The sequence below is a fragment of the Mucilaginibacter aquatilis genome (assembly GCF_009755275.1).
In the GTDB taxonomy this organism is placed as follows: domain Bacteria; phylum Bacteroidota; class Bacteroidia; order Sphingobacteriales; family Sphingobacteriaceae; genus Mucilaginibacter; species Mucilaginibacter aquatilis.
In genome coordinates, this window is record NZ_WQLA01000008.1 from 165270 (window position 1) to 186886 (window position 21617).

At 41.1% G+C, this 21617-nt stretch carries 18 protein-coding genes; 11 read left to right on the top strand and 7 right to left on the bottom strand.

Going from position 1 to position 21617, the window contains the following annotated elements:
* Positions 1-5: 5 nt before the first annotated feature.
* The 5 genes from GO816_RS18080 to GO816_RS18100 all read right to left on the bottom strand — a co-directional run bounded on the left by GO816_RS18080 (position 6) and on the right by GO816_RS18100 (position 7201).
* Positions 6-989, bottom strand: a complete 984-nt coding sequence (locus GO816_RS18080; RefSeq protein WP_157543363.1) for a glycosyltransferase family 9 protein — start codon at positions 987-989, stop codon at positions 6-8.
* A gap of 5 nt (positions 990-994) precedes the next feature.
* Positions 995-1969, bottom strand: a complete 975-nt coding sequence (locus tag GO816_RS18085) for a glycosyltransferase family 2 protein (protein WP_157543364.1) — start codon at positions 1967-1969, stop codon at positions 995-997.
* A complete protein-coding gene (locus GO816_RS18090; RefSeq protein ID WP_157543365.1) occupies positions 1966-3684 on the bottom strand; it encodes a carbamoyltransferase family protein in 1719 nt (572 codons plus the stop codon). The genes GO816_RS18085 and GO816_RS18090 overlap by 4 nt, the downstream gene beginning before the upstream one ends.
* A 186-nt stretch (positions 3685-3870) precedes the next feature.
* Complete coding sequence (locus tag GO816_RS18095; RefSeq protein ID WP_157543366.1) at positions 3871-5370, bottom strand: MFS transporter; 1500 nt, start codon at positions 5368-5370, stop codon at positions 3871-3873.
* A 298-nt stretch (positions 5371-5668) separates the two neighbouring features.
* On the bottom strand, positions 5669-7201 hold the full coding sequence (locus tag GO816_RS18100) for an FAD-dependent oxidoreductase (protein WP_157543367.1): 1533 nt from the start codon (positions 7199-7201) through the stop codon (positions 5669-5671).
* Between the two features lie 398 nt (positions 7202-7599).
* Here GO816_RS18100 and GO816_RS18105 point away from each other — a divergent pair, with 398 nt between their 5' ends.
* Genes GO816_RS18105 through GO816_RS18120 form a run of 4 tightly spaced genes read left to right on the top strand, consistent with a single transcriptional unit; the run spans position 7600 to position 11542 of the window.
* Positions 7600-8553, top strand: a complete 954-nt coding sequence (locus tag GO816_RS18105; protein ID WP_157543368.1) for a glycosyltransferase family 4 protein — start codon at positions 7600-7602, stop codon at positions 8551-8553.
* Positions 8554-8563: 10 nt separating this feature from the next.
* Positions 8564-9856 (top strand): glycosyltransferase family 4 protein, encoded by a 1293-nt coding sequence (locus GO816_RS18110; RefSeq protein ID WP_157543369.1) that lies wholly within the window; start codon positions 8564-8566, stop codon positions 9854-9856.
* 37 nt (positions 9857-9893) lie between these two features.
* Positions 9894-10460 carry a D-glycero-alpha-D-manno-heptose-1,7-bisphosphate 7-phosphatase gene (locus GO816_RS18115; RefSeq protein ID WP_157543370.1) on the top strand — a complete coding sequence of 189 codons (567 nt, stop codon included), beginning with the start codon at positions 9894-9896 and terminating at the stop codon, positions 10458-10460.
* Positions 10457-11542: a glycosyltransferase family 9 protein gene (locus GO816_RS18120; protein WP_157543371.1), complete on the top strand. Its 1086-nt coding sequence runs from the start codon at positions 10457-10459 to the stop codon at positions 11540-11542. The genes GO816_RS18115 and GO816_RS18120 overlap by 4 nt, the downstream gene beginning before the upstream one ends.
* A gap of 2 nt (positions 11543-11544) precedes the next feature.
* Here GO816_RS18120 and GO816_RS18125 read toward each other — a convergent pair whose 3' ends face one another.
* Entirely contained in the window at positions 11545-13257 is a 1713-nt protein-coding gene (locus tag GO816_RS18125) for an amino acid permease (RefSeq protein WP_157543372.1), read from the bottom strand.
* Between the two features lie 77 nt (positions 13258-13334).
* Between GO816_RS18125 and GO816_RS18130 the strand changes: the two genes are divergently transcribed.
* Positions 13335-13994: a phosphatase PAP2 family protein gene (locus GO816_RS18130; protein ID WP_157543373.1), complete on the top strand. Its 660-nt coding sequence runs from the start codon at positions 13335-13337 to the stop codon at positions 13992-13994.
* A gap of 65 nt (positions 13995-14059) precedes the next feature.
* On the opposite strand, the gene GO816_RS18135 is transcribed toward GO816_RS18130, so the two are convergent.
* On the bottom strand, positions 14060-16006 hold the full coding sequence (locus GO816_RS18135) for a KUP/HAK/KT family potassium transporter (RefSeq protein ID WP_317163664.1): 1947 nt from the start codon (positions 16004-16006) through the stop codon (positions 14060-14062).
* A gap of 195 nt (positions 16007-16201) precedes the next feature.
* Between GO816_RS18135 and GO816_RS18140 the strand changes: the two genes are divergently transcribed.
* The 6 genes from GO816_RS18140 to GO816_RS18165 all read left to right on the top strand — a co-directional run bounded on the left by GO816_RS18140 (position 16202) and on the right by GO816_RS18165 (position 21608).
* Positions 16202-16705, top strand: a complete 504-nt coding sequence (locus GO816_RS18140; protein WP_157543374.1) for a T9SS type A sorting domain-containing protein — start codon at positions 16202-16204, stop codon at positions 16703-16705.
* Between the two features lie 438 nt (positions 16706-17143).
* Complete coding sequence (locus GO816_RS18145) at positions 17144-17755, top strand: fumarylacetoacetate hydrolase family protein (protein ID WP_157543375.1); 612 nt, start codon at positions 17144-17146, stop codon at positions 17753-17755.
* A gap of 6 nt (positions 17756-17761) precedes the next feature.
* A complete protein-coding gene (locus GO816_RS18150) occupies positions 17762-19474 on the top strand; it encodes a peptidoglycan DD-metalloendopeptidase family protein (RefSeq protein ID WP_157543376.1) in 1713 nt (570 codons plus the stop codon).
* Between the two features lie 17 nt (positions 19475-19491).
* Positions 19492-19956, top strand: a complete 465-nt coding sequence (gene bcp / locus GO816_RS18155) for a thioredoxin-dependent thiol peroxidase (RefSeq protein WP_157543377.1) — start codon at positions 19492-19494, stop codon at positions 19954-19956.
* A 103-nt stretch (positions 19957-20059) separates the two neighbouring features.
* Entirely contained in the window at positions 20060-20614 is a 555-nt protein-coding gene (locus GO816_RS18160) for an RNA polymerase sigma factor (protein ID WP_157543378.1), read from the top strand.
* A 52-nt stretch (positions 20615-20666) separates the two neighbouring features.
* Complete coding sequence (locus tag GO816_RS18165; protein ID WP_157543379.1) at positions 20667-21608, top strand: hypothetical protein; 942 nt, start codon at positions 20667-20669, stop codon at positions 21606-21608.
* Positions 21609-21617: the final 9 nt, after the last annotated feature.

A 21617-nucleotide genomic window follows, 5' to 3' on the forward strand; every position in this document is an offset into this window, starting at 1 on the left:
CTGTCTTATACAACCATTTCTACCGTTTCGCGAAATACGGCATGAAAATCAGGAGATTGTAACCAATCCATCGTGCGGTGAATGCGGGTATCAAGCGGCCCCCAGCGGTGCGGCTCGCCATCCATGCTGATTACTATACTTGGTGTTTTAAAAGCTGCCGACATATGCGATACTCCTGTACAATTTGAAATAAGCAGTGCGGCATCCCTTATTAAAACGCCTACAGCACCCATGCTGGTTTGCCCTGCCGTATTAATGCACTCATGCCGCATGTGCGATATTACATCGTCAATTATAGGGGCTTCTTCTTTTGTTCCTGTTATAACAACCTTGTAGCCCTGCTCCGCGCAATGATCTGCCAGGGCAGCAAAGTATTGAACCGGCCACTGCCTCCACGCTCCGCGCGAGCCTGGGTGAACACATACGTAATCTCCCGGTTCAATATTTAGATTTAAATTCTCCAACGCCTGTTCGTCATTTTCAGTAAGCGGAAACTCAAGCTCTTTACCCTGCGGTTCGATGCCTAAAAATTCCATTAGTTGTATATGCCGCTCAATTTCATGACCAAAATCAGGGTAGGTCATAAACAAATCGTTGTTTGGCGCATAATGCCCCTCTATGGTGTAGCCGGCTGTATGCTTTGCACCAAATAGTTCTATCATTGGGTTAATTACCGATCCATTACCCTGCATTTGTATCGCCAAATCAAAGTTCCGGCTTTGTACTTCCTGCAAAAATGGAGGAAAATCTCTCGCGTCAAATGGCTGTTCGGGCAAACCCGGATAACCCGGAAAATGAATAAAATCGTCGAAATAATGATTGAACCTTTCGGTAAACGATTTACCCCAGGGCAAACCTAAAAGTGTGATAGATGCTTGCGGGTATGCATTGCGCAATGCTCTCACAGCAGGAATTATACATAGCATATCTCCGAGCTGTAAGGCTCTGAAAATAGCTATGCTTTTTATTTCGTTAACAGATAATTTCATTTTTCTCAGATAAATAACACGCGGTATTTAAGGGCACCGTACCACTGCCAGTAAACCGACAAAAAAGGTATTAAAAGCGAGGTGACTACCATTTCAAAAATATGGCTGGCAGTCAAACTTGTAGCGCTTAAACGTTTATATATAAAATAGATGGTAAACGTTACCCAACCAACCAGGCCGGTTACCAAAAGGTTTTCATTTTTTGATAGCAAACCTGCAATAAGCAACGCAAAGGCAATTACAATAGCATAATACAAGTAAGGCGAAACACCACGGATTTTCTTTTTAAATAGCTTGGGGTGTTTTTTGTACAGCAATGCATCAAACATAGTTTTCTTTTGCTCCTTTATGCTTACCCCCCACTTAGCACTCCTTACCGGATGCACCACTACAGCATTACCCACTTTTTTTATGGGCGTGCCATTTTTAAGGAGTTTAAAGTGCAAGTCACTGTCTTCGCGCCAGGCCATACTAAAATTCTCATCGAAGCCGCCTGCCCTTTCAAGAGCCAATTTGGTACAGGCACAATTAGCAGTTATGAAATCAGCCGTTTGCAAATTGGCCGTATTAAGCTCGTAATCAGTTGGGCGTTCATCATTAAGCGGTACTATTACCTTACCGGTTAAAGCAATTTCTTGTCCTGGGGCGCAATTATTTACCATGTTTTGCAGCCAGCTTTTTTGCGGTATGCAATCGTCATCGGTAAATGCAATAACGCTTCCCTGTGCACTTTTCCAACCTAAATTACGTGCAGCAGCCGGCCCCTTTTTACCAGGTAACGCTATGTAACGCACAGCCGGCTTTTCGTAACCGCTAAAGCGTTCCACCTCTTTAAGCGTATCGCTGTCGGGCCCATCACTTACCACAATTATTTCATACGCAGCCTTGTCAAACTGCTGCTGCAACAAGGCTTCAAGACACTTGCGTAGTAAATGCGGACGTTTGAAAGTTGGTATTACTACTGATGCGATAACACTCATTTTTCAATCACAAACGATCCGATAACCAATGCATCGAACGGTGAAGTCCAAAAACATTCAATGGCATCGCGAGGAGTACATACAATAGGTTTTCCTAATGTATTAAATGAGGTATTTACTAACACAGGCACACCGGTTTTACGCTGAAATGCCTTCAACAAATCATAGTAATTTTTATGCTGATGCTCGTTGATGGTTTGAATACGTGCGGTACCATCGGTATGCGTTACCGCCGGTATTTTATCAATTTTATCGGCTTTTACGTCGTAGACAAATAACATAAAAGGCGAGTATCTGCCGTTTTCAAACCAGTTGGCAGCTTCCTCCTCTAAAACAACAGGTGCAACCGGTCTGAAATCTTCACGGTCTTTAACTTCGTTTAACCTTGCCTGCATTTCGGCTGTTATAGGCGATGCCAGTATTGACCGGCTGCCCAACGCACGCGGACCAAACTCCATACGGCCCTGGTACCAACCTATAATTTTATTTTGTGCGAGTATATCGGCCGTTTCTTCAGCAATGTTCTCCAGTTTACGATAAGGCACTTTCCACAACTTCATTGATTTCTCAATTTCCTCATCGGTATATTCAGGCCCCCAGTAACAGTGGGTCATTTCAAACTTGCGTTCATCAGTTTTACGCTCTTTGGCATCTACCCAAAGGGCAGCACCAAGCGCTGTGCCATCATCGCCAGAAGCTGGCTGTACCCAAATATTTTTAAAAGCACCTTTATCACGTATTCGTGCGTTTGCTACGCAGTTTAACGCAACACCACCCGCCAGGCACAGGTTTTCTTCGCCTGTTTCCTTTTGCAACCAACTTGTTAGCTCAAGCATGCTTTCTTCTAAAACAAGCTGGAGTGAGTGTGCTATATTAAAATGGTGAGCAGTGAACTCTTCATGGCGTAAACGTTTCGGACCAAAACGTTCTTCAAGGCGCTGGTCATTAATTGTATACTGTCCGTTTGCACCTAACTGTACAATTTCACGGAAATCATTTACAAATTCGGGCTTGCCGTATGATGCCAGTGCCATTACCTTGTACTCGTCTGATGAATGCAAAAAGCCCAGGTAAGTAGTTACATCTTCGTAAAGTAAACCTAAAGAATGGGGCATATTTACCTGCCCAATTCTATTTAACTGATTACCGTTGCCAACGCTGTAAGTAGTTGTTGCCTGCTCGCCGCGCCCATCAACCGTCATTACAGCTGCGGTTTTAAACGGTGAACAATGGAATGCGCTGGCTGCATGCGATATGTGGTGCTCAACAAAGTGCCACTTTTCGCGCGGAATATCACAGCCTATAAACCGCTTTTGAAGATGATGCGGGTAGCCATCACGTAACTGCCCCGGAGCGTTAATAATTGATGACAGGAAAAGTGGATCCCATACATTTGTAAAGTCTTGATCTAAATGTGAACTACCTTCTTCAAAAGGTATTTCAATGGTTGACTTGCCTCTGTATTTTTCACCAATAAGTAAATACGGATCAAATGAATAAGCTATATGGTCAACGTCGTTTATGTGAATGCCTGCTATTTTAAGGCAATAATCAATAGCGTGAAACGGTAGTTCCCAGGTTGAAAAGGGAACCGGCCTTTTGCCGTGCTTGAAATGCGTAAAGCGTTCTTCTTCGGTAGCTGCGAGCAAAACGCCATCTTTGATAATACACGCTGCCGAGTCGTGAAATACGGCGTTAATGCCTAATACGTACATTGGAGTAAGGTATAACTGTTATATTTTTGGTTTGTTACACCTTACTACAAATCACACTACCCGTTGTTTACTTTTAGGTAAATAATTTGATTATTAAAATTTATTTACTTAAATAAAGGTAAAAATTACGTATTTGGTAAAAAGCCGTTTTCTTGAATTTAATTAAACGGAAAATGCTTTACATCATTAAGCCGCCTTATTATAAACAGATTCGGCACCAAAAATTTTCATTATGTTTTTGCGCAGTATTGTTGAGGGAAGGTATAATCCATCAGTTACCCTTCGGCCTAAATTAGCCCGTAGCTTACGGCGTAGCTGTGTGCGCATGTGTATCACCAAACGATGACGACGTATTTCGCCGTGCTCATTCACCTTATTAAGCAAGCGTAAGGATAATAACGCCAAAACTCCGCCTATTACAAAGAAGTAGTTCCACCCGTGCAAAGCAAGTAACTGAATATTTGAAACGTTGCCAGCGCTGTTCCATTGTATTGTCCAGTTGAGTTGATGTACGGCAAAAAAATCAGCAAACAAACCACCCAGCATAGGCGCAATAGTAGATGATATGGCAACGAGCATATTTTTGGTTGATATATATGCAATGGCCTCATTACGCGGAGCCAGCTTGATACCAATATTTGATAGAGCTAAATTAATACCGGCTGTAGCCACGCCACTCAACACGTGTATTACCCCTAATAAAGTCAACGTTGTTTGGGTATTGCCGTTTACGCCTGCAAATGCGTAGGCTATTATGCAACCAACATACACAGGAGCACAAATACTAACGATATTTTTATTGCTGAACTTGTCAGAATATTTACCCCAAAGCTTTATGGAGATAATGCTGCTCAACTGACCAGCTATACCTAATGCTATAATATAAGCAACGGGCAAACCCAGCGTTTTCATCATATAAACTGCAAAAAACGGGGTAGCCAAATTAAGCGCAAATGCCCAAAATGAATTAAATAACAATAGGTTTCTAAAGTTGCGGTTTTTAAGGGGCTTGGTAAATAGAGCGAAGAGCTTATCGTCAATAACCTCGGCCTTTGGCTCAGGTGTGCGTAACAGTAGGCCAACACTTACCATACCTAATATTCCTCCCAGCATAAACAGCATGTTGTAGGTAAGAATTTCATAATGCGGGTAATGAGTTTTAACGTAATCAATACCCACTGCCGTAGCCAAACTTAACGTAACGTTTAAAGTTTGAGCCATCCTGCTACGGTGCGAAAAAAACGATCCTAAACGCTCGCCCGGAATGAGGTCTTTCATCCATGAGTTCCATGCTGCTCCGCCTATATCGCCAAATATATGCTGAAAGAACAATAGCATAATGAGCACCTGAACGCTGGTACCTGATGTAAACACAAACGGTATAACACCAATAGCCAGCAAAGGTAACCGGGCTAAAAAATTAAAAATAGTGGTTATAACCTTGCGGTTATTAAAGCGGCGCACCAGCCAAATTGCAGCAAGCTGAAAGATAGTTGTAAAGGTAGGTAGTGCGGCTAAGACTCCTAACTGAAAGTTGGTGGCCCCCATGTTGATGGCCATTGCCGTTAAAAAGGTTCCGCTTGTAAAAACAACCATTGCTTCGGCAGATAGGCCATCGGCAATAACTAAGTTCAAGCCGTTATTTAACTGGCTTGTTGTAATCTTTTCTGTTGGACGAATGTTCATACCATACAGCACCCGCCACACGGGTGCCCGTTTTGCATTTAATAAATAGTTTAATTAGGGATGGGCTTTTAACCCATGCAAAAATAACTACAAAATCAACGCCATAGTATTTTACGTCGATGAAAATTACAACCGTGAAGTATAAATGAACTTAACTTTCCGTTAACTAACAAATTCAGCATTAATCAATGCATTAAAAATCTGCAGTAAGAGCTGCGAAAGTCAACAAAATGAGGAATAATTTACAAAGAAGCGCTTCCCCGGTTTGGGGAAGCGCTATATGAAGATATAACCTGCTTTAAATGTTTATTTTTTCCAGATGGTGCATGGCAGGGCCGGTTACAACGTTACCGTCTACGTCATAACGTGCTCCGTGGCAGGGACAATCCCAACTTGTTTCGCTGGCGTTCCATTTTACAGTACATCCCATATGCGGGCAAACCGAACTTAACGTGTGCAAAGTACCATCATTATCCCGATAGGCAGCCACTTTTTTACCGTCAATTTTAACAAGTTTGCCCATGCCGGCTGTAATCTCGTTTAATTGTTGTAAATCTTCGGCCTTAAAGCGGTCGGCTATAAAATGCCAGGCCACGTCGGCATTTTCTTTTACAAATTCGGTAAAGCCATCAACTGGCTTAAATCTTTTAATGCTGAATAAATCGGCCAAGGCATTTTCTTTGCCCATTACCAAGTCGGCCAGTATTGTCCCGGAGATACTTCCCAGCATCATTCCGTTACCGTTGAAACCAGTGGCGGCGTAAATACCATCAGCACGATCGGGCATTTGGCCAACATAAGGCAAGCCATCTGCAGGCACATAATATTGCGATGACCACTTATAAACAACCGCTTCTACATCATAATACTGACGTGTGTATTGTTCCAAATCATTAAAAGCGGCTTCTTCATCATCATGGCCGGTTTTGTGATCATTTCCACCAATCAGCAAATACTTTTCGCCGTCAATAATGTGTGTTCTTATGTAATGATAAGGCTCCTGCAAATCGTAAACTAAAGCATCAGGATAATTGTCGCCCACAAGTTTAACGCCCAACACATAACTGCGATAGGGAGCGCAACGCATGTTTAGGTTATTTATGCCCGGCGGCATGTGTGTTGCATAAATAACCGTTTTTGCCTTTACGCCCGCACCAGCTATTTTTGCAACATGTATATCAATGCTTGTTTCAACTTCTTCTACCCTGCTGTTTTGCAAAAGCAAACCGCCAGATTTAATGAATTCATCGGCAAGGCTGTTTAAGTATTTAATTGGATGAAACTGTGCCTGCCCCGTAAATACAAGCGCTTTTTGGTAAGGAACGTTTACAGGTACATATTCAACATAATCAACGTCAACTCCAACCTTTGTAGCGCCTTTATAAATATCATCTAACTCCTTGGCTTGTTTTTCGTCTTCAGCGTAAAGATATCCGGGCTTAAAACTCAAATCACAATCAATATTGTATTGCTCAACATTTTGTTTGATTATGTTTAATCCTCCCTTTACAGCCTGAGCAAACAGTATAGCACCTTCTTCGCCAAAAGCGCTTTCAGCTTCTGTGTAAGTAGTATCGGCAAAAGTATTAATGTGCGAACTTGTACCACCTGTGGTACCATACCCAACGGTATACGCTTCGGCAACTACAACCTTTTTTCCGGCTTTTTGAAGTTGCAAGGCGGCAGTTAAGCCGGTTATGCCCGCTCCAACCACAAGGCAGTCAAAAAGTTCACTTAAATCACCGTTATTATTAACGTGCAATATGTTGGATTGCTGCCATGGGCTGGCCAAACTGCCATCACGGTTAAGATTTGAGATGATGTTGTTCATAGATGCATTTTTTATCTACTACAACATTTTTACAACATGTGTTTTTAAAAAATAACTTATAAACAATTCATTGCATTAATAATTAAATTACTTATCACTAAATAAAACGCAAACCCGTAGTCATCCACTCTCTAAATTGAAACGTTTACTGAACAACAAGGTTCACTTCTCTATACATAATCAAATAATAACATGGAGTGTACCGTGCCAAAGCGTCTCTAATTAATCTTTAATTTTTTAATTTTTAATAAATATCTTATTCTTATTAACCCCTCATTTATTAGAATCATAATTAAAAGCATACAATTTTAATTATAAACAATATTTTAAAACTAAAAGTCAAAAACGGTGTCATTATTGAGAAGCAACTTAAGCAAGCATCACTAATAACAACACCTATGAAAATCTTTACCTGGCATATTCATGGCAGCTACTTATTTTATCTGTCTCAGGGAAATTATACCATTTACATACCTACCAAGCCCGAAAAAACTGAAGGATATTACGGCCGGGGTGAAACATTTCCGTTTGGCGATAATGTCATCGAAATTCCGGCTGATGAAGTAAAAAATCACGAATTTGACTGTATACTATATCAAACCAATCAGAATTACTTAAAAGATCAATATGAAATTTTAAGTGACGAACAACGGGAATTACCTAAGGTTTATATAGAGCATGATCCTCCGCGCCAGCATCCTACTGACACTAAACATATTTTAGATACCACTGATGTTACTCTTGTGCACGTTACGCATTTTAACCGTTTAATGTGGGACAGTAACCAAACTCCTACGCGCGTAATAGAACATGGCGTAACAACATCACCAATAAGCTACAAAGGTGATATTGCCCGCGGCATAGTAGTAATTAATAATTTGCCAAGCCGTGGCCGCCTGTTAGGTCTTGATGTTTTTATGGAAGCACGGGAATACGTACCGCTTGACTTGGTGGGGATGAATACCGGAGACCTTGGCCTGGGCGAAGTTTTACACCCGGAGTTACCTGAATTTCAAAGCAGGTACCGCTTTTTCTTCAACCCTATACGCTACACAAGCCTTGGTTTAGCTATTTGCGAAGCCATGATGATGGGAATCCCTGTAGTTGGTTTAGCCACAACCGAACTATCGGCCGTAATTGACAACGGCTTTTCGGGATTTATACATACAGATATAAACTACCTCATCGATAAAATGAATTTGTTAATTGCCGATCCTGAACTTGCCCGCGAAATTGGAAACAATGGACGTGAAGTAGCATTAAAACGCTTCAACATTGAAAGGTTTACCAACGATTGGGAACAATTATTTGCCGAAGTAACTCAAAAAAATAAAAATGTTTTATCGGCATAATTAATTGCTTATGAAATTACAGCACAAAAAAATCGCCTTTATCAGCGAACATGCTTCTCCGTTAGCAAGCTTAGGAGGTGTTGATACAGGCGGTCAGAATGTTTATGTTGCCCAGCTTGCAAAGCATTTGGCAGCGCAGGGTTATCTTGTTGATATTTATACGCGCCAGGAAAGTACGACAACTCCTGAAGTTGTTAACTGGGTGCGCGGTGTTAGGGTAATTCACGTTACGGCAGGCCCTGCAGCGGTAATTGCAAAAGAAGAAATTTTGCAATACATGGATGAGTTTAAAGACAATATGATTGCCTTTATCATTAATCAGCAACTACATTATTCGCTGGTACATGCCAACTTCTTTATGTCGGCTTTGGTGGCTATGGGCATAAAAAAAGAATTGGATATTCCTTTTGTTGTTACTTTTCATGCATTGGGCCATGTACGCAAAATTCATCAGGCCGAAAAGGATAAGTTTCCTGAGGAGCGATTATCAATTGAAGAACAGGCAGTTTTGGAAGCCGATCATATAATTGCCGAATGTCCGCAGGATATGGATGACCTGATGCAATACTACAACGCACCTGTCAACAAAATGAGCATCGTTCCATGCGGTTTCAGCTCGCAGGAGTTTTATCAAATCGATAAAGAATGTGCGCGCAAAATTACCGGTCTTCCACAAAATGAACATATCATTTTACAGTTGGGACGTATGGTTCCACGTAAAGGCGTTGATAACGTTATACAGGCTCTATCGAAGTTAAAGAATGCCTCAAAACCGGTTAAACTGGTGATAGTTGGTGGCGAATCTGATCAGCTTACCGAAAGTGAAAGCCCGGAGTATGCGCGTTTGATGAATATAGTTCGCGATTTGAATTTGCAAGATTCAGTAATTTTTACCGGGCGTAAAAATCGCGATCAGTTGAAATATTATTACGCCGCTGCAGATGTATTTATTACCACGCCATGGTATGAACCGTTTGGTATCACCCCACTGGAATCAATGGCCTGCGGCACTCCCGTAATTGGTTCGGATGTAGGTGGCATTAAATATAGCGTAGCCGATGGAGAAACCGGTTGGCTGGTTCCTCCGCATGATCCGCAAGCATTGGCATCAAAACTTGCTGAGGTTTTAAATGATGAATCACTGCTTTACAACGCAGGAGCTAAAGCAGTGCAACGGGTAAATGACTTATTTACCTGGGCAGAGGTTGCCAAGCAAATTAACAGCTTATACAAAAAGTTGCAACCGGCTATTTTACGCCGCCATATTGTTGTGCCTCAGAGCAAAAGCCAGGCAGCTGCTTAGTGAAATATACTATTTAAAAACCTACGCTTAATCCTAAATGAATAAAGCCATTTTTTTAGATAAAGACGGCACGTTAATACCTGATATCCCTTACAACGTTAACCCCATCCTTATCACCATAAGTAATGATACCATTGAAGGCCTGCAGCGTTTAAGGGATGATGGATACTTATTTGTAATCATTTCCAATCAATCGGGCGTGGCGCGTGGGTTATTTGCCGAAGCAGAATTAAATGGTGTTTATTCGCGTTTACAAGAACTGCTTCAACCGTTTAGCTTGGCTTTATCCGGCTTTTACTATTGCCCTCATGAGGCGGTAAGCGAGGCAAATTCAGCATTTGCAACAGCATGTACTTGCCGAAAACCCGAGCCTGGTCTTTTAATTAAAGCTGCCGGTGAGTTAAATATTGATTTGACAGAATCATGGATGATTGGCGATATACTAAACGATGTTGAAGCGGGGAACAGAGCAGGCTGCAGAACGGTTTTGATTAACAACGGTAACGAAACCGAATGGCTGGCAGGGCCAATGAGATCGCCAAGCTTTGTATGCAGTTCAATAAACCAAGCTGCTAATGATATACTCACTACCCAACTTGCATGAAGTGGCAAAACTGTAAGAAAATACTGGTGATTCGCCCCGACAATATGGGCGACCTTATTATGAGCGGACCTGCCATTCGGGCGCTTAAAGAAACATTCAACGCTCATATCACTGTGTTAACTTCGGGCATGGCTAAAAATATTATCGCCCATATGCCCGAAATTGATGACTCCATAATTTTCGATCTGCCTTGGGTAAAAACAGCTGATACGCCACAGCCCGAAATGCTCAATGAGGTAGTAGCAACCATAAAACAAGGTAATTTTGATGCTGCTGTAATTTTTACCGTACTTAGTCAAAATCCGCTACCAACCGCTATGCTGGCTTACCTTGCCGGCATACCTCAGGTACTGGCCTATTGCCGCGAAAATCCTTACCAGCTAATTAATTGCTGGGTACCCGATAAAGAACCCTATGACGGTATTAAGCACCAGGTTCAACGTGATTTAGATTTAGTTGCGCATGTTGGTGCTTACACAAACAACAATGTTTTAAGTCTACTGAGCGATCACAATTTTTCTGATCTCACTCAAAAGCTGCAAGCCTATAACATCGAACTTCAAAAGCCTTGGGTAATATTGCATGCAGGCGTTAGCGAGCTTAAGCGTCAATATCCTCTGCATGAGTGGGCATTAGTGGGCAAAGAACTGGTAGAATTAGGATATCAGGTTTTACTGACAGGTGCATCGTCAGAAAAAGCGATGACCGATGATCTGCAAGAGTCTATTGGAGCAGGTTCATTTTCTGTAGCTGGTTTGTTGCCGCTAAATGAGTTCATTTGCCTTGTTGAACATTCACCGCTATTAATATCTGTTAATACAGGAACCATACATATTGCAGCCGCGTTTAAAACGCCTACCATAGTACTATACGCACAAACTAACCCGCAGCATACTCCATGGAATACGCCTGCAGCTATTTTAGAATTCAGCGTTCCTCAACACCTTAAAAGCAAAAATGAAGTAATCAGATTTTTAGATCGGAAGCTTTACAGCCAGCCGGTTCCATTACCTTCACCTGCGCAAATTCTTGATGCAGCCCGACAATTACTTCCCAAACAAGTAGAAAAGGCTTCGCTGTAAACTTATAGTGCTGCCTGATTAAGCTCTTTACCTAAACGGCTGTTTTTGTAGCTGTAGCTGAAATAAATAACCAGACCTATTATCAACCATACCAAAAAACGTAACCAGTTGGTGTAGCCCAACTCAGTCATGAGGTAAAAGCAGCTTAACAAACCCAGTACCGGGATAAGCGACAGATTTTTAACAAACGCAAGTACGGTTAATGTAGCCGATAAGATGATGAACAACGCGAATGGAAATTGTTCGTGCCTATTTTCGACCCTAAAAACTGCAAGCATAGGTTTCCAAAAGAATACAATGCCGGCAATAAACAAAACAGGCACAATCCATTTAGCATTTATGTAGGGTATTCTGAATTTGCCTGCACCTGCCTCATTTTTTGGCAATAGTAGCACACCGCCGCAAACCAGTACAAATGCAAACAAAGTACCGATGCTTGTTAAATCGGTAACCTCAGTAAGATTCATAAATAACGCTGGTACCGCCACAACAATACCAGTAATAATAGTGGCAAAAGATGGCGTTTGATAAACTGGATGGATGCGTGAAAATGCTTTCGGCAGCAAACCATCGCGGCTCATGCTCATCCAAATACGTGGCTGCCCCATTTGAAATATTAGCAGCACGCTTGCAGTAGCAATTACCGCACTTACCGAAATTACATAGCTTATTTTATTAAGGCCAACTTTGGCAAATACAAATGCAAGCGGATCGCCTACCTGTAAGTCTTTATAGCTAACCATGCCTGTTAATACCAGCGCAATAAGCACGTAAAGTATGGTACAAATAATTAAAGAATAAATCATACCCTTAGGCAAGTCGCGCTGAGGATCTTTACATTCTTCGGCTGTTGTTGATATGGCATCAAAACCTATGTAGGCAAAAAACACCCCTGAAACACCTTTCATCACTCCTTTAAAGCCGTTAGGCATAAACGGATGCCAGTTTTCAGGAGTTATATAAAAAAAGCCTAATACAATTACGGCCAGTACAACGCCTATTTTTAAAAGCACCATGGCGTTGGTAACCTTTTTTGTTTCGCGTATGCCAATGTAAACCAAATAGGTTATCAGCACTACAATAATTAAAGCTGGAATATTGGCAATAAGCTTTATGCCTCCAATTGAAGGAGCACTTGCCCAGGCCAATGCCCCGGTTTTAATTTGATCGGTTAGCTCGGCTACCTTACCACCTGCGGTAAGCTCTGCAAGCTTTTCGTGCGCCTTAAAAGCCGAAAAGTAATCCATTGTTAAATATTCGGGCATATGAATATTAAAGCCTTCCAGCAGGTTTACAAAATAACCACTCCATGAGATTGCCACTGCAATGTTACCAATGGCATACTCCATAAGTAAATCCCAGCCAATTATCCAGGCAATAAGCTCACCAAACGACGCGTAGGCATATGTGTAGGCACTTCCCGCAACTGGTATACGTGAGGCAAACTCAGCGTAACACATTGCCGAAAAACCACATGTTATAGCAGTAAGTACAAAAAGTATGGCTACACCGGGTCCGCCATGAAATGATGCTTCGCCAATTGTTGAGAATATTCCCGCGCCAACAACTGCGGCTATACCCATAAGGGTTAAATCTTTAGTACGAAGTTCTTTTTTAAGGTGGGTTCCGCCGGTATGTTCACTGTCACTAAAACCGCTCTGCACGTCGGCCAGAATTCTGTCAAGGGATTTTTTTCGAAATATACTTTTCGACATTGGAATGTTTAAACGTTAGCAGTATCAAACATAACCATTTTTTAACGTTAATACAGATATTGTATTTAATTTGTACCATGAACACCCGCATTACCGACGTTTTACGACAGATAAGATTATTCTTTTTACCATACCTTATCATCCTTATTGCTTGCCTTGTAATTAAACTTTCATATACCCGTGAGGCTATTTACTTTGCCGTTAACACACGCCACAGCAATTGGGGCGACTGGCTGTTTCCGTACGTTACCGATTTTGGCGAAGGATACATGGTAGTGACGCTCACGCTTGTAATGCTGCTTTTCAGCTACCGTAAAACGCTGTTGCTGATAACCAGCTTTGCTGTAAGCGGTATTACGGTACAAGTTATAAAGCACATAGTACAAGCCCCCCGCCCCGTTGTTTACTTTGAAAAAGAGCTTGCCGACATACATTTTGTAAAAGGGATTTCTTTACTTCATAGTAACAGCTTTCCATCGGGCCATACGGTTACGGCATTTTCGGCAGCAGTGGTGCTTTCATATTTTGCGGTCAACAAACGCTGGGGATTTATATTTTTACTAATGGCTATTGCCGTGGCCTATTCAAGAATGTACTTAAGCCAGCACTTTTTTGAAGACGTTACAGCAGGTTCAATAGTGGGTACTATATCAACAATTATTTGGATTACATTTATGGATAATCGCCCGTTTATGCACTCACAAGCCATGAGCAAAGGCTTACTTAAGCGCAAGTAAAGACACAAAAAAAGGCTGCCATGCATTAAGCACGGCAGCCTTCCTTATAAAGTTTAAACAACCGCTTAACTAACGCGATTAATAACAACCGTTTCCGGATCGGTAAGCATAAGTGGCACCTTTTCAAGTGTAACGAAGCTTAGGTCTAAACCAAAACCGCGCTCTTCAGATATACTCACTTTTTTCAGTTGCGCATATACCGCCATTATAACCCTTTCGTAAAACGATAAACTATGAGAACGTGACAACACCTTCTCAATTACCACAAAACGGAAGTCGCCTACGATTTTTCTCTTATTCAATGATTTGTAACGGCTGGTAATATCAACTTCGCCCTTTTTAACCAAATCCTCAACCACCTTACGGAAGAGTAAATTTATCTGCTGTTCTACTCTAAAGCCAAGTTTAAAGTCGATTCTTATTAACTTGTTAGGCACTAAAAAGTCTACCTCGTAATCGCGGGTGTATGGCTCGTCCATTACGTCAACGTGTACCAACCAGTAAACGTCTGCTCTTTTAGGTTGCTTTTGAAGTATGGAGTATATAATTTTCGATTCAACCTCAGAATTAAAGTTTGCACTGGTTAAGTAAACTAACTGCGATGAATATTTAGGTACTGTATCATCGTCACTCAACTCTTTAAGAATGTCGTAATAGTCTTCAATTTCAACAAACTTAACATAGCGGTTGCGTATGCGCCTTGCTGTATGCCAGCTCCACATTACGCCAAACAATAGTAAGCCAATGCTGAGCGTAAACCAGCCGCCATCAACAAACTTGCGCAAGTTTCCATATAAAAATATGCCTTCTACAAGTAAATAAATAGCTAAAAACAGGTTAATTAAATAACCTGGTACTTTACGTCGTTTTAAGAACTTAGAAACCAAAATGGTTGTCATTAACATAGCAACGGTAATGCTCAAACCATAAGCAGCCTCCATTTCGGCCGAGTGTTGAAACAGTAATACCACGCCAATACAACCGGCACACATAATCCAGTTAATGCTGGGTACGTACAGTTGTCCCTTTTGTTCAGATGGGTAATTGATTTTAACCTTAGGCCAAAGATTAAGCCTTACAGCCTCAGATATAAGTGTGTATGAGCCTGATATAAGTGCCTGGCTGGCAATAATTGCAGCAACCGTAGCTATACCAATCCCAAATATCAAAAATTGCTGCGGCATAATCTGATAAAACGGATTAAGCTTATTCAAATCAAGTATTTGGCCGTCGTGCTGCATTAGCCAAACTGCCTGACCCAGGTAATTTAGTATTAAGCAGGTTTTTACGTAAATCCAGCTTATTCGGATATTGGAGCGGCCGCAATGTCCAAGATCAGAATATAACGCTTCGGCACCTGTTGTACACAAAAACACGGCACCCAAAATGGTAAACGCCGCCGGATCTGTGCTTAACAAATGATACGCATAGTACGGGTTAAGTGCCTTAAACACCCAGGGCATTTGCGTTATGTATATTATACCTAATACGCCCATCATGGTAAACCATAAAAACATGATAGGCCCAAAAGCCTTGCCTACCAATGATGTACCAAACTGCTGTATGAAAAACAAGCCGGCTATAATTGCTATAACCACGCTCATTGTTGGCAAATTAGGATAAACAGTGTGCAAGCCCTCAATGGCCGATGATATGGTAATTGGTGGTGTGATTATGCCATCGGCAAGTAGCGCACAGCCCCCTAACACCGCAGGAACAATAAGCCATTTGGCCCTTCGCCTCACCAGCGAAAAGAGCGAAAATATTCCGCCCTCCCCTTTATTATCTGCCTGCAGCGTTATAACTACATATTTAATGGTCGTTTGCAGCGTAAGCGTCCAGAAAATACACGAAACACCTCCAAGAACAAGTGCTTCGGAAATGCGGTGGCCGCCTACAATAGCCTTGAATACGTAAAGGGGAGAGGTACCAATATCGCCGTATATAATACCTAAACTGATAAGCAGCCCAGCAGCTGTGAGCTTTTGCAGATCTTTATGATGTGATGACACTTTTAAAGTATAAATTTTACTGAAAAAAGAAAACGGTCATTCTACACTTAACCATTTGAATGCCTGTATAAACAAGTAATTATATTACCAAACCCGTATAATTCAATTTTGTTAAAAATTGTTAAAATTATAATATGTACTTTGTACACTGTAACGGGTTACTGTTTTATTAGTACCTTTGTATCAAATGTAAATATGGGGCAAAGATATACTTTTAATTATTTATGGATAACATTAATTGCAGCAGCAATATCCATAAACTTTGCCTTTACTTTAGGGTTGGGTAGCCATGCCAAAGCCGATACCATTTACGCACGTAAAACTAGGTCGGCTAAAAACTCCTATTTAAAAAACGGCTTAACGCCGGGCAGCATGCCCCAAATTAAGCCATCGCCATACAGTAATATAAAGCCAACCATTCCGGTTAGTACTGATAAGCTTTTAAACAACGTTCAAATTTTTCCAACAACGGTTGTTGATCAAATTAATGTTAAGTACATGGTTTCGCGCAATGTAAACGTAACCATTAAAATTGTTGATGTTTTAGGGAACAATGTTGCAACCTTGTTTTCAGACAGGGTTGAATCGGGCGAAAAAAAATTCACCTCGCCTTTACCCGGCAACCTTACCAGCGGCTTTTACTTTTTAAGAGTAATGGTTGGTACCGAATCGGTTATACGCCGTATAACTGTTCTTTAATCGCCTTTTCTTATCTGCTTTCCAGGGTGTTTTGAAACCTTGACGGATTTATGTAAAGCACATATCTTTTTGCAAAGCATGCGCTGCAAAAATAACGTCGTATTGGAAGAAAAAACAATAATGACTTAATCCACTTTGCGCGGGCAACGCGGTAACTAAACGGCTTTTTGCACTTAGGGCAACACAATACTTTTGCAGCCATAAAACACAATATTTATTAATCAACAATAAGGGAGCACCAATATACAATTATATTGTCCCAATAATGCGCATTTAGCATATTTAACAAGTATTTAACCTTAACCAAACGTTTGTTTCATCAACTCTAAAGCGTATTTTAACATATAATTAAATACAAGTAAACATATACCTGAGCTTTAAAATAATATTGGGCCGTAAATTGTATTATTTCATAGATTTGATTTTTACTCAAACACTATGAAAATTATAGCCATTGGCCGCAACTACGCCGAACATGCTAAAGAGCTGAATAACCCGGTACCTACTACCCCGGTTATTTTTATGAAGCCTGATACTGCCATTTTAAAAGATAACAAGCCTTTTTATTTACCTGAGTTTTCTAATGATGTGCATCATGAAATAGAACTGGTGCTTAAAATTAGCAAGGAAGGTAAATACATTAATGAAAAGTTTGCAGCCGACTATTTCGAAGAAATTGGTTTAGGTATTGATTTTACCGCTCGTGATATACAGGCACGCCACAAAGAGAAGGGTTTACCGTGGGAGCTTGCCAAGGGTTTTGATCATTCGGCCCCTATCAGTAACTTTTTGCCTAAAGCTCAATTTACTGATCTGTACAACTTAAACCTCAAACTTGACATTAACGGGCAAACGCGCCAGGATGGTAATACTAAAGATCTTTTATTTTCATTTGAACGCTTAATAGCGTTTGTGTCACAATACATTACGCTAAAAAAGGGCGACTTAATTTTTACCGGAACACCTGAAGGTGTATCGGCCGTAAAACAAGGTGACCACTTAGAGGGTTATCTCGACGGACAAAAATTACTCGATTTTCACGTAAAATAATTCTTGATGCTAAAAAAGCTATTTTGCCTGCTCGGATGTCTTGCCTCTTTACAAAGCATCCGGGCGCAAGAGGTTGTACAAACTAAAACTTATCAAAAAGGCGTTTTTCAATATCCGCTTGATTTGACACCCAGCACTGCCGGTTCTTTTGGTGAATTACGCGCCAATCACTTTCATTCCGGGCTCGATTTCAGAACTAATCGTCAAATCGGGTTTCCGGTGCATGCGGCCATGTATGGTTACGTATCAAGGTTGCGGGTACAATTAGGTGGTTTTGGTAACGCTGTATACCTTACCCATCCAAACGGGTTTACCAGTGTATATGCTCACCTTGATCACCTTACCCCCGAGCTTGCTGCTGCTGTACGCAAATATCAGTACGAGCATCAAAGCTTTGAGGTTGACTTTAAGTTGCAGCCTTTTCAGTTTCCGGTAACCAAGGGTCAACTTATTGCTATATCAGGCAATACTGGTGCTTCGGGCGGTCCGCATCTCCATTTTGAAATCCGCGACTCATTGACCGAGGAAACTATCAACCCTCAACTATTCGGGCTAACCATAGCTGATAACATTCCGCCAAGCATAAGCGGTATTAGCGTTTATCATTTGAATGGGAAACCTTTTAGTGAAAATACGTTCAGGGAGCCTTATGCTGTAACCGGTGCTTCGGGTAACTATCGCCTTACCAAATTACAAACGCTAAACTTAAGCGGCGAGATAGGTTTTGGGCTAACGGCTAATGATCTCAATAATTCCTCAGCAAACCGTAATGGAATTTACTCAGTTGAGCTTAAGCTTGACGGACGCACTGTGTACACTTTTGCCGTGGAACGCTTTGCATTTGATCAAACCCACGCTATAAATGGCTATATTGATTATCCGCAGTTCATCCAATACAAACGCTGGATCCAAAAGTGCTTTATTCCACCCGGAAGCCGTATTACGCTTTATCCTCAAAACGAAAACCGGGGAATCATCAATTTCCGTGATACGCTATTGCACGATGTGGAATACCTGGTTAAAGACGTTGCAGGTAACACTTCAACACTTAAACTAAAGGTGCAGTCGAGCATCCCCAAGGATAAGCCCGTGACAACTTACTCAGGGACTAAATTTTCATACAACCAACGTAATGAATTCAATAACGCGGCGGTTAAGGTGGTAGTTGAGCCGGGCAACCTTTATGATGACCTGGATTTTAAGTACAGCACCCTGCCACAAAAGCCGGGAATGTACTCGGCAATACATCGTATACATAACCGCCTCACTCCTATTCATGATCACATTAATCTATGGATTAAGCCCGATGCTTCAATTGGCTCGCTGGCTAACAAAGCAGTTATTGTAAACACTATGCGGGGCAGCTTAGGCGGAAAGTTTGAAGATGGCTACGTAAAGGCACAACCAGCCGTATTTGGTGATTATTATATTAAGATTGATACCACCGCACCGCGTATAGTTCCAATAAACATTAGTAACGGAGCCAATTTAGCAGCAGCGAAAAGCATTTCGCTGCGTGCCAGTGATGATTTGTCTGGCTTAAAATCGGTAGTTGCAAAAATTGACGGCAAGTGGATTTTACTTACCCAGGATTACCGCACACGTATATACAAATATACTTTTGATGAAAGCCTAAGTGCAGGCAAACATGAGTTTGAAGTAACGGTTACCGATGCCAAAGACAACGTTTCACAATATAGAGCTACATTTAATAAATAACATTTACACTGTACAATATGTCGAGTTTAAAACAAGGCGATAAAGCCCCTGAATTTTCAGCTAAAGACCAAAATGGTAACACGGTATCTTTAGGCAATTACAAAGGAAAAACTGTCATTTTATATTTTTATCCGAAAGATGACACCCCTGGTTGCACTGCCGAATCATGCGATTTCAGAGACAATTATGAATACCTTAGTTCGCAAGGATATGAGGTTATTGGTGTAAGCGTTGACGATGAAAAATCTCATAAAAAGTTTGAAACTAAATACAGCTTACCATTTACACTCATTGCCGATACCGAACAGAAAATTGTAAACGACTATGGCGTATGGGTTGAAAAAAACATGTACGGTAAAAAGTATATGGGCACCCAGCGTACTACATTTATTATAAACCCCGAAGGTGTAATAAGCCACGTTATTGAAAAGGTGGATACAAAGAACTCGTCACAACAGGTGCTTGACCTGTTGAAAGCATAGTGAGGTTAATTAAAACATTTTTATAACTTAGCTTTATTGTAAAATAAAGTGCTTTGGTATTAAACCTATCACTTTAGCATCCATCCAACAGATATATATTTAAATGTCAGCATCCGTTAGTGATACCGAGATACTCGCCAAGTTTCAGGACGAACGTACCCGAAATGAGGCTTTCAATTTGCTGCTTAAAAAGTATCAGCAAAAAATATACTGGCATGTTCGCCGCATGGTTATAGATCATGACGATGCAGATGACCTGGTGCAAGATGTATTCATAAAAATATGGAAAAACCTGCCAGGTTTCAGGAACGATGCCCAACTGTACACCTGGATGTACCGGATTGCCACTAACGAGTGCATTACATTTTTAAATAAGAAGAAACAAAAGAATAACATCCCGTTGGATGACGTGTCGTATGAGTTGTCAGAGTCATTGGCCGACAGCACTTACCTCAGCGGCGACAAAGTGCAGCTTAAGCTACAACAAGCGTTGCTCACCCTGCCCGATAAACAACGGCTGGTATTTAACATGAAATACTACGATGATATGAAGTATGAAGAAATTTCAGAAATACTTGGTACAAGTGTAGGAGCTTTAAAGGCTTCTTTCCATTTGGCAGTAAAAAAAATCGAAGCATTCTTATTATCAAACGATTAATTTTTCATTTATACATTAAACCTTTTAGTTTCATTTTAATCTAATGAGGGATATGGAAATCGATATAGAACATAAAGACCTGCCGGAAGACAACTCCTGGCGCCAAAAGCTGCCTCAACCAGGCAATGCTTTTGATGTGCCTGCAGGGTACTTTAATGATTTGAGCGAGCGGATCATATCGGGTGTACATTTAGAACAATTTAAGCAGAGCGATATTAGCGGTGGTTTTACAATTCCGGAAAATTACTTCACAGCTTTAGGCGATAATATTGTAAGCCGTATTGCAATTGAGGAAACGCTTACTGGTACAACAAATGCATTTGCTGTACCGGCAAATTACTTTGATGAACTTGCAGTTAATATTCAAAGTCGCATTACTATTGAAGAAGCTACAGATGCAAGCCAAGAAGCGTTTACCGTACCGCAAGGCTATTTTGAAAAACTAAACAGTAATATTCAAAGTCGTTTAGTAATTGAAGAGGCTTTTGCTGGTGAAAATGAAGGCTTTGAGGTACCACAAGGTTACTTTGAAAATTTAAGCGACAGCATTTTAAGCCGCATTGCTTTAGAAGAAGCTACCGAGCCTCAACATAATGCTTTTGAAGTTCCTGCCGGATATTTTGACACTTTACAGCAAAGCATAATAAGCCAAACTACCGGCGAGAGTGAAGCTAAAGTTATTCAAATGCCATCTAGGCCGGTTGGTGTAGTTCGCAAGCTGGTATCAACTGCAGCATTTAAATATGCCTCAGCTGCTTGTTTTGCCATTATAGCGGGTGCTGCACTATATTTTAGCGACGCGCCTTTGTTAAAATCACACGGACAGTCGTACCTGCATCAAGAACTTTCAGAGATACCTTCTGATGATATCAGAAACTTTTTGGAAACACAAACCGAAGCTACCGAAACAGAGCATAGAGTAATTGCCGACGGCACGCAGATAGACAGTAACGCTTTAAGAGCGGCCATACAGGATTATGTTGATTTGCAATAATTAATTAAG

Coding starts and splice junctions, on each gene's coding strand:
- GO816_RS18105 (WP_157543368.1), top strand. CDS start 7,600: ATGAAAATCTTTACCTGGCATATTCATGGCAGCTACTTATTTTATCTG.
- GO816_RS18110 (WP_157543369.1), top strand. CDS start 8,564: ATGAAATTACAGCACAAAAAAATCGCCTTTATCAGCGAACATGCTTCT.
- GO816_RS18115 (WP_157543370.1), top strand. CDS start 9,894: ATGAATAAAGCCATTTTTTTAGATAAAGACGGCACGTTAATACCTGAT.
- GO816_RS18140 (WP_157543374.1), top strand. CDS start 16,202: ATGGGGCAAAGATATACTTTTAATTATTTATGGATAACATTAATTGCA.
- GO816_RS18165 (WP_157543379.1), top strand. CDS start 20,667: ATGGAAATCGATATAGAACATAAAGACCTGCCGGAAGACAACTCCTGG.
- GO816_RS18090 (WP_157543365.1), bottom strand. CDS start 3,684: ATGTACGTATTAGGCATTAACGCCGTATTTCACGACTCGGCAGCGTGT.
- GO816_RS18100 (WP_157543367.1), bottom strand. CDS start 7,201: ATGAACAACATCATCTCAAATCTTAACCGTGATGGCAGTTTGGCCAGC.
- GO816_RS18085 (WP_157543364.1), bottom strand. CDS start 1,969: ATGAGTGTTATCGCATCAGTAGTAATACCAACTTTCAAACGTCCGCAT.
- GO816_RS18095 (WP_157543366.1), bottom strand. CDS start 5,370: ATGAACATTCGTCCAACAGAAAAGATTACAACAAGCCAGTTAAATAAC.
- GO816_RS18125 (WP_157543372.1), bottom strand. CDS start 13,257: ATGTCGAAAAGTATATTTCGAAAAAAATCCCTTGACAGAATTCTGGCC.
- bcp (WP_157543377.1), top strand. CDS start 19,492: ATGTCGAGTTTAAAACAAGGCGATAAAGCCCCTGAATTTTCAGCTAAA.
- GO816_RS18150 (WP_157543376.1), top strand. CDS start 17,762: ATGCTAAAAAAGCTATTTTGCCTGCTCGGATGTCTTGCCTCTTTACAA.
- GO816_RS18145 (WP_157543375.1), top strand. CDS start 17,144: ATGAAAATTATAGCCATTGGCCGCAACTACGCCGAACATGCTAAAGAG.
- GO816_RS18160 (WP_157543378.1), top strand. CDS start 20,060: ATGTCAGCATCCGTTAGTGATACCGAGATACTCGCCAAGTTTCAGGAC.
- GO816_RS18120 (WP_157543371.1), top strand. CDS start 10,457: ATGAAGTGGCAAAACTGTAAGAAAATACTGGTGATTCGCCCCGACAAT.
- GO816_RS18080 (WP_157543363.1), bottom strand. CDS start 989: ATGAAATTATCTGTTAACGAAATAAAAAGCATAGCTATTTTCAGAGCC.
- GO816_RS18130 (WP_157543373.1), top strand. CDS start 13,335: ATGAACACCCGCATTACCGACGTTTTACGACAGATAAGATTATTCTTT.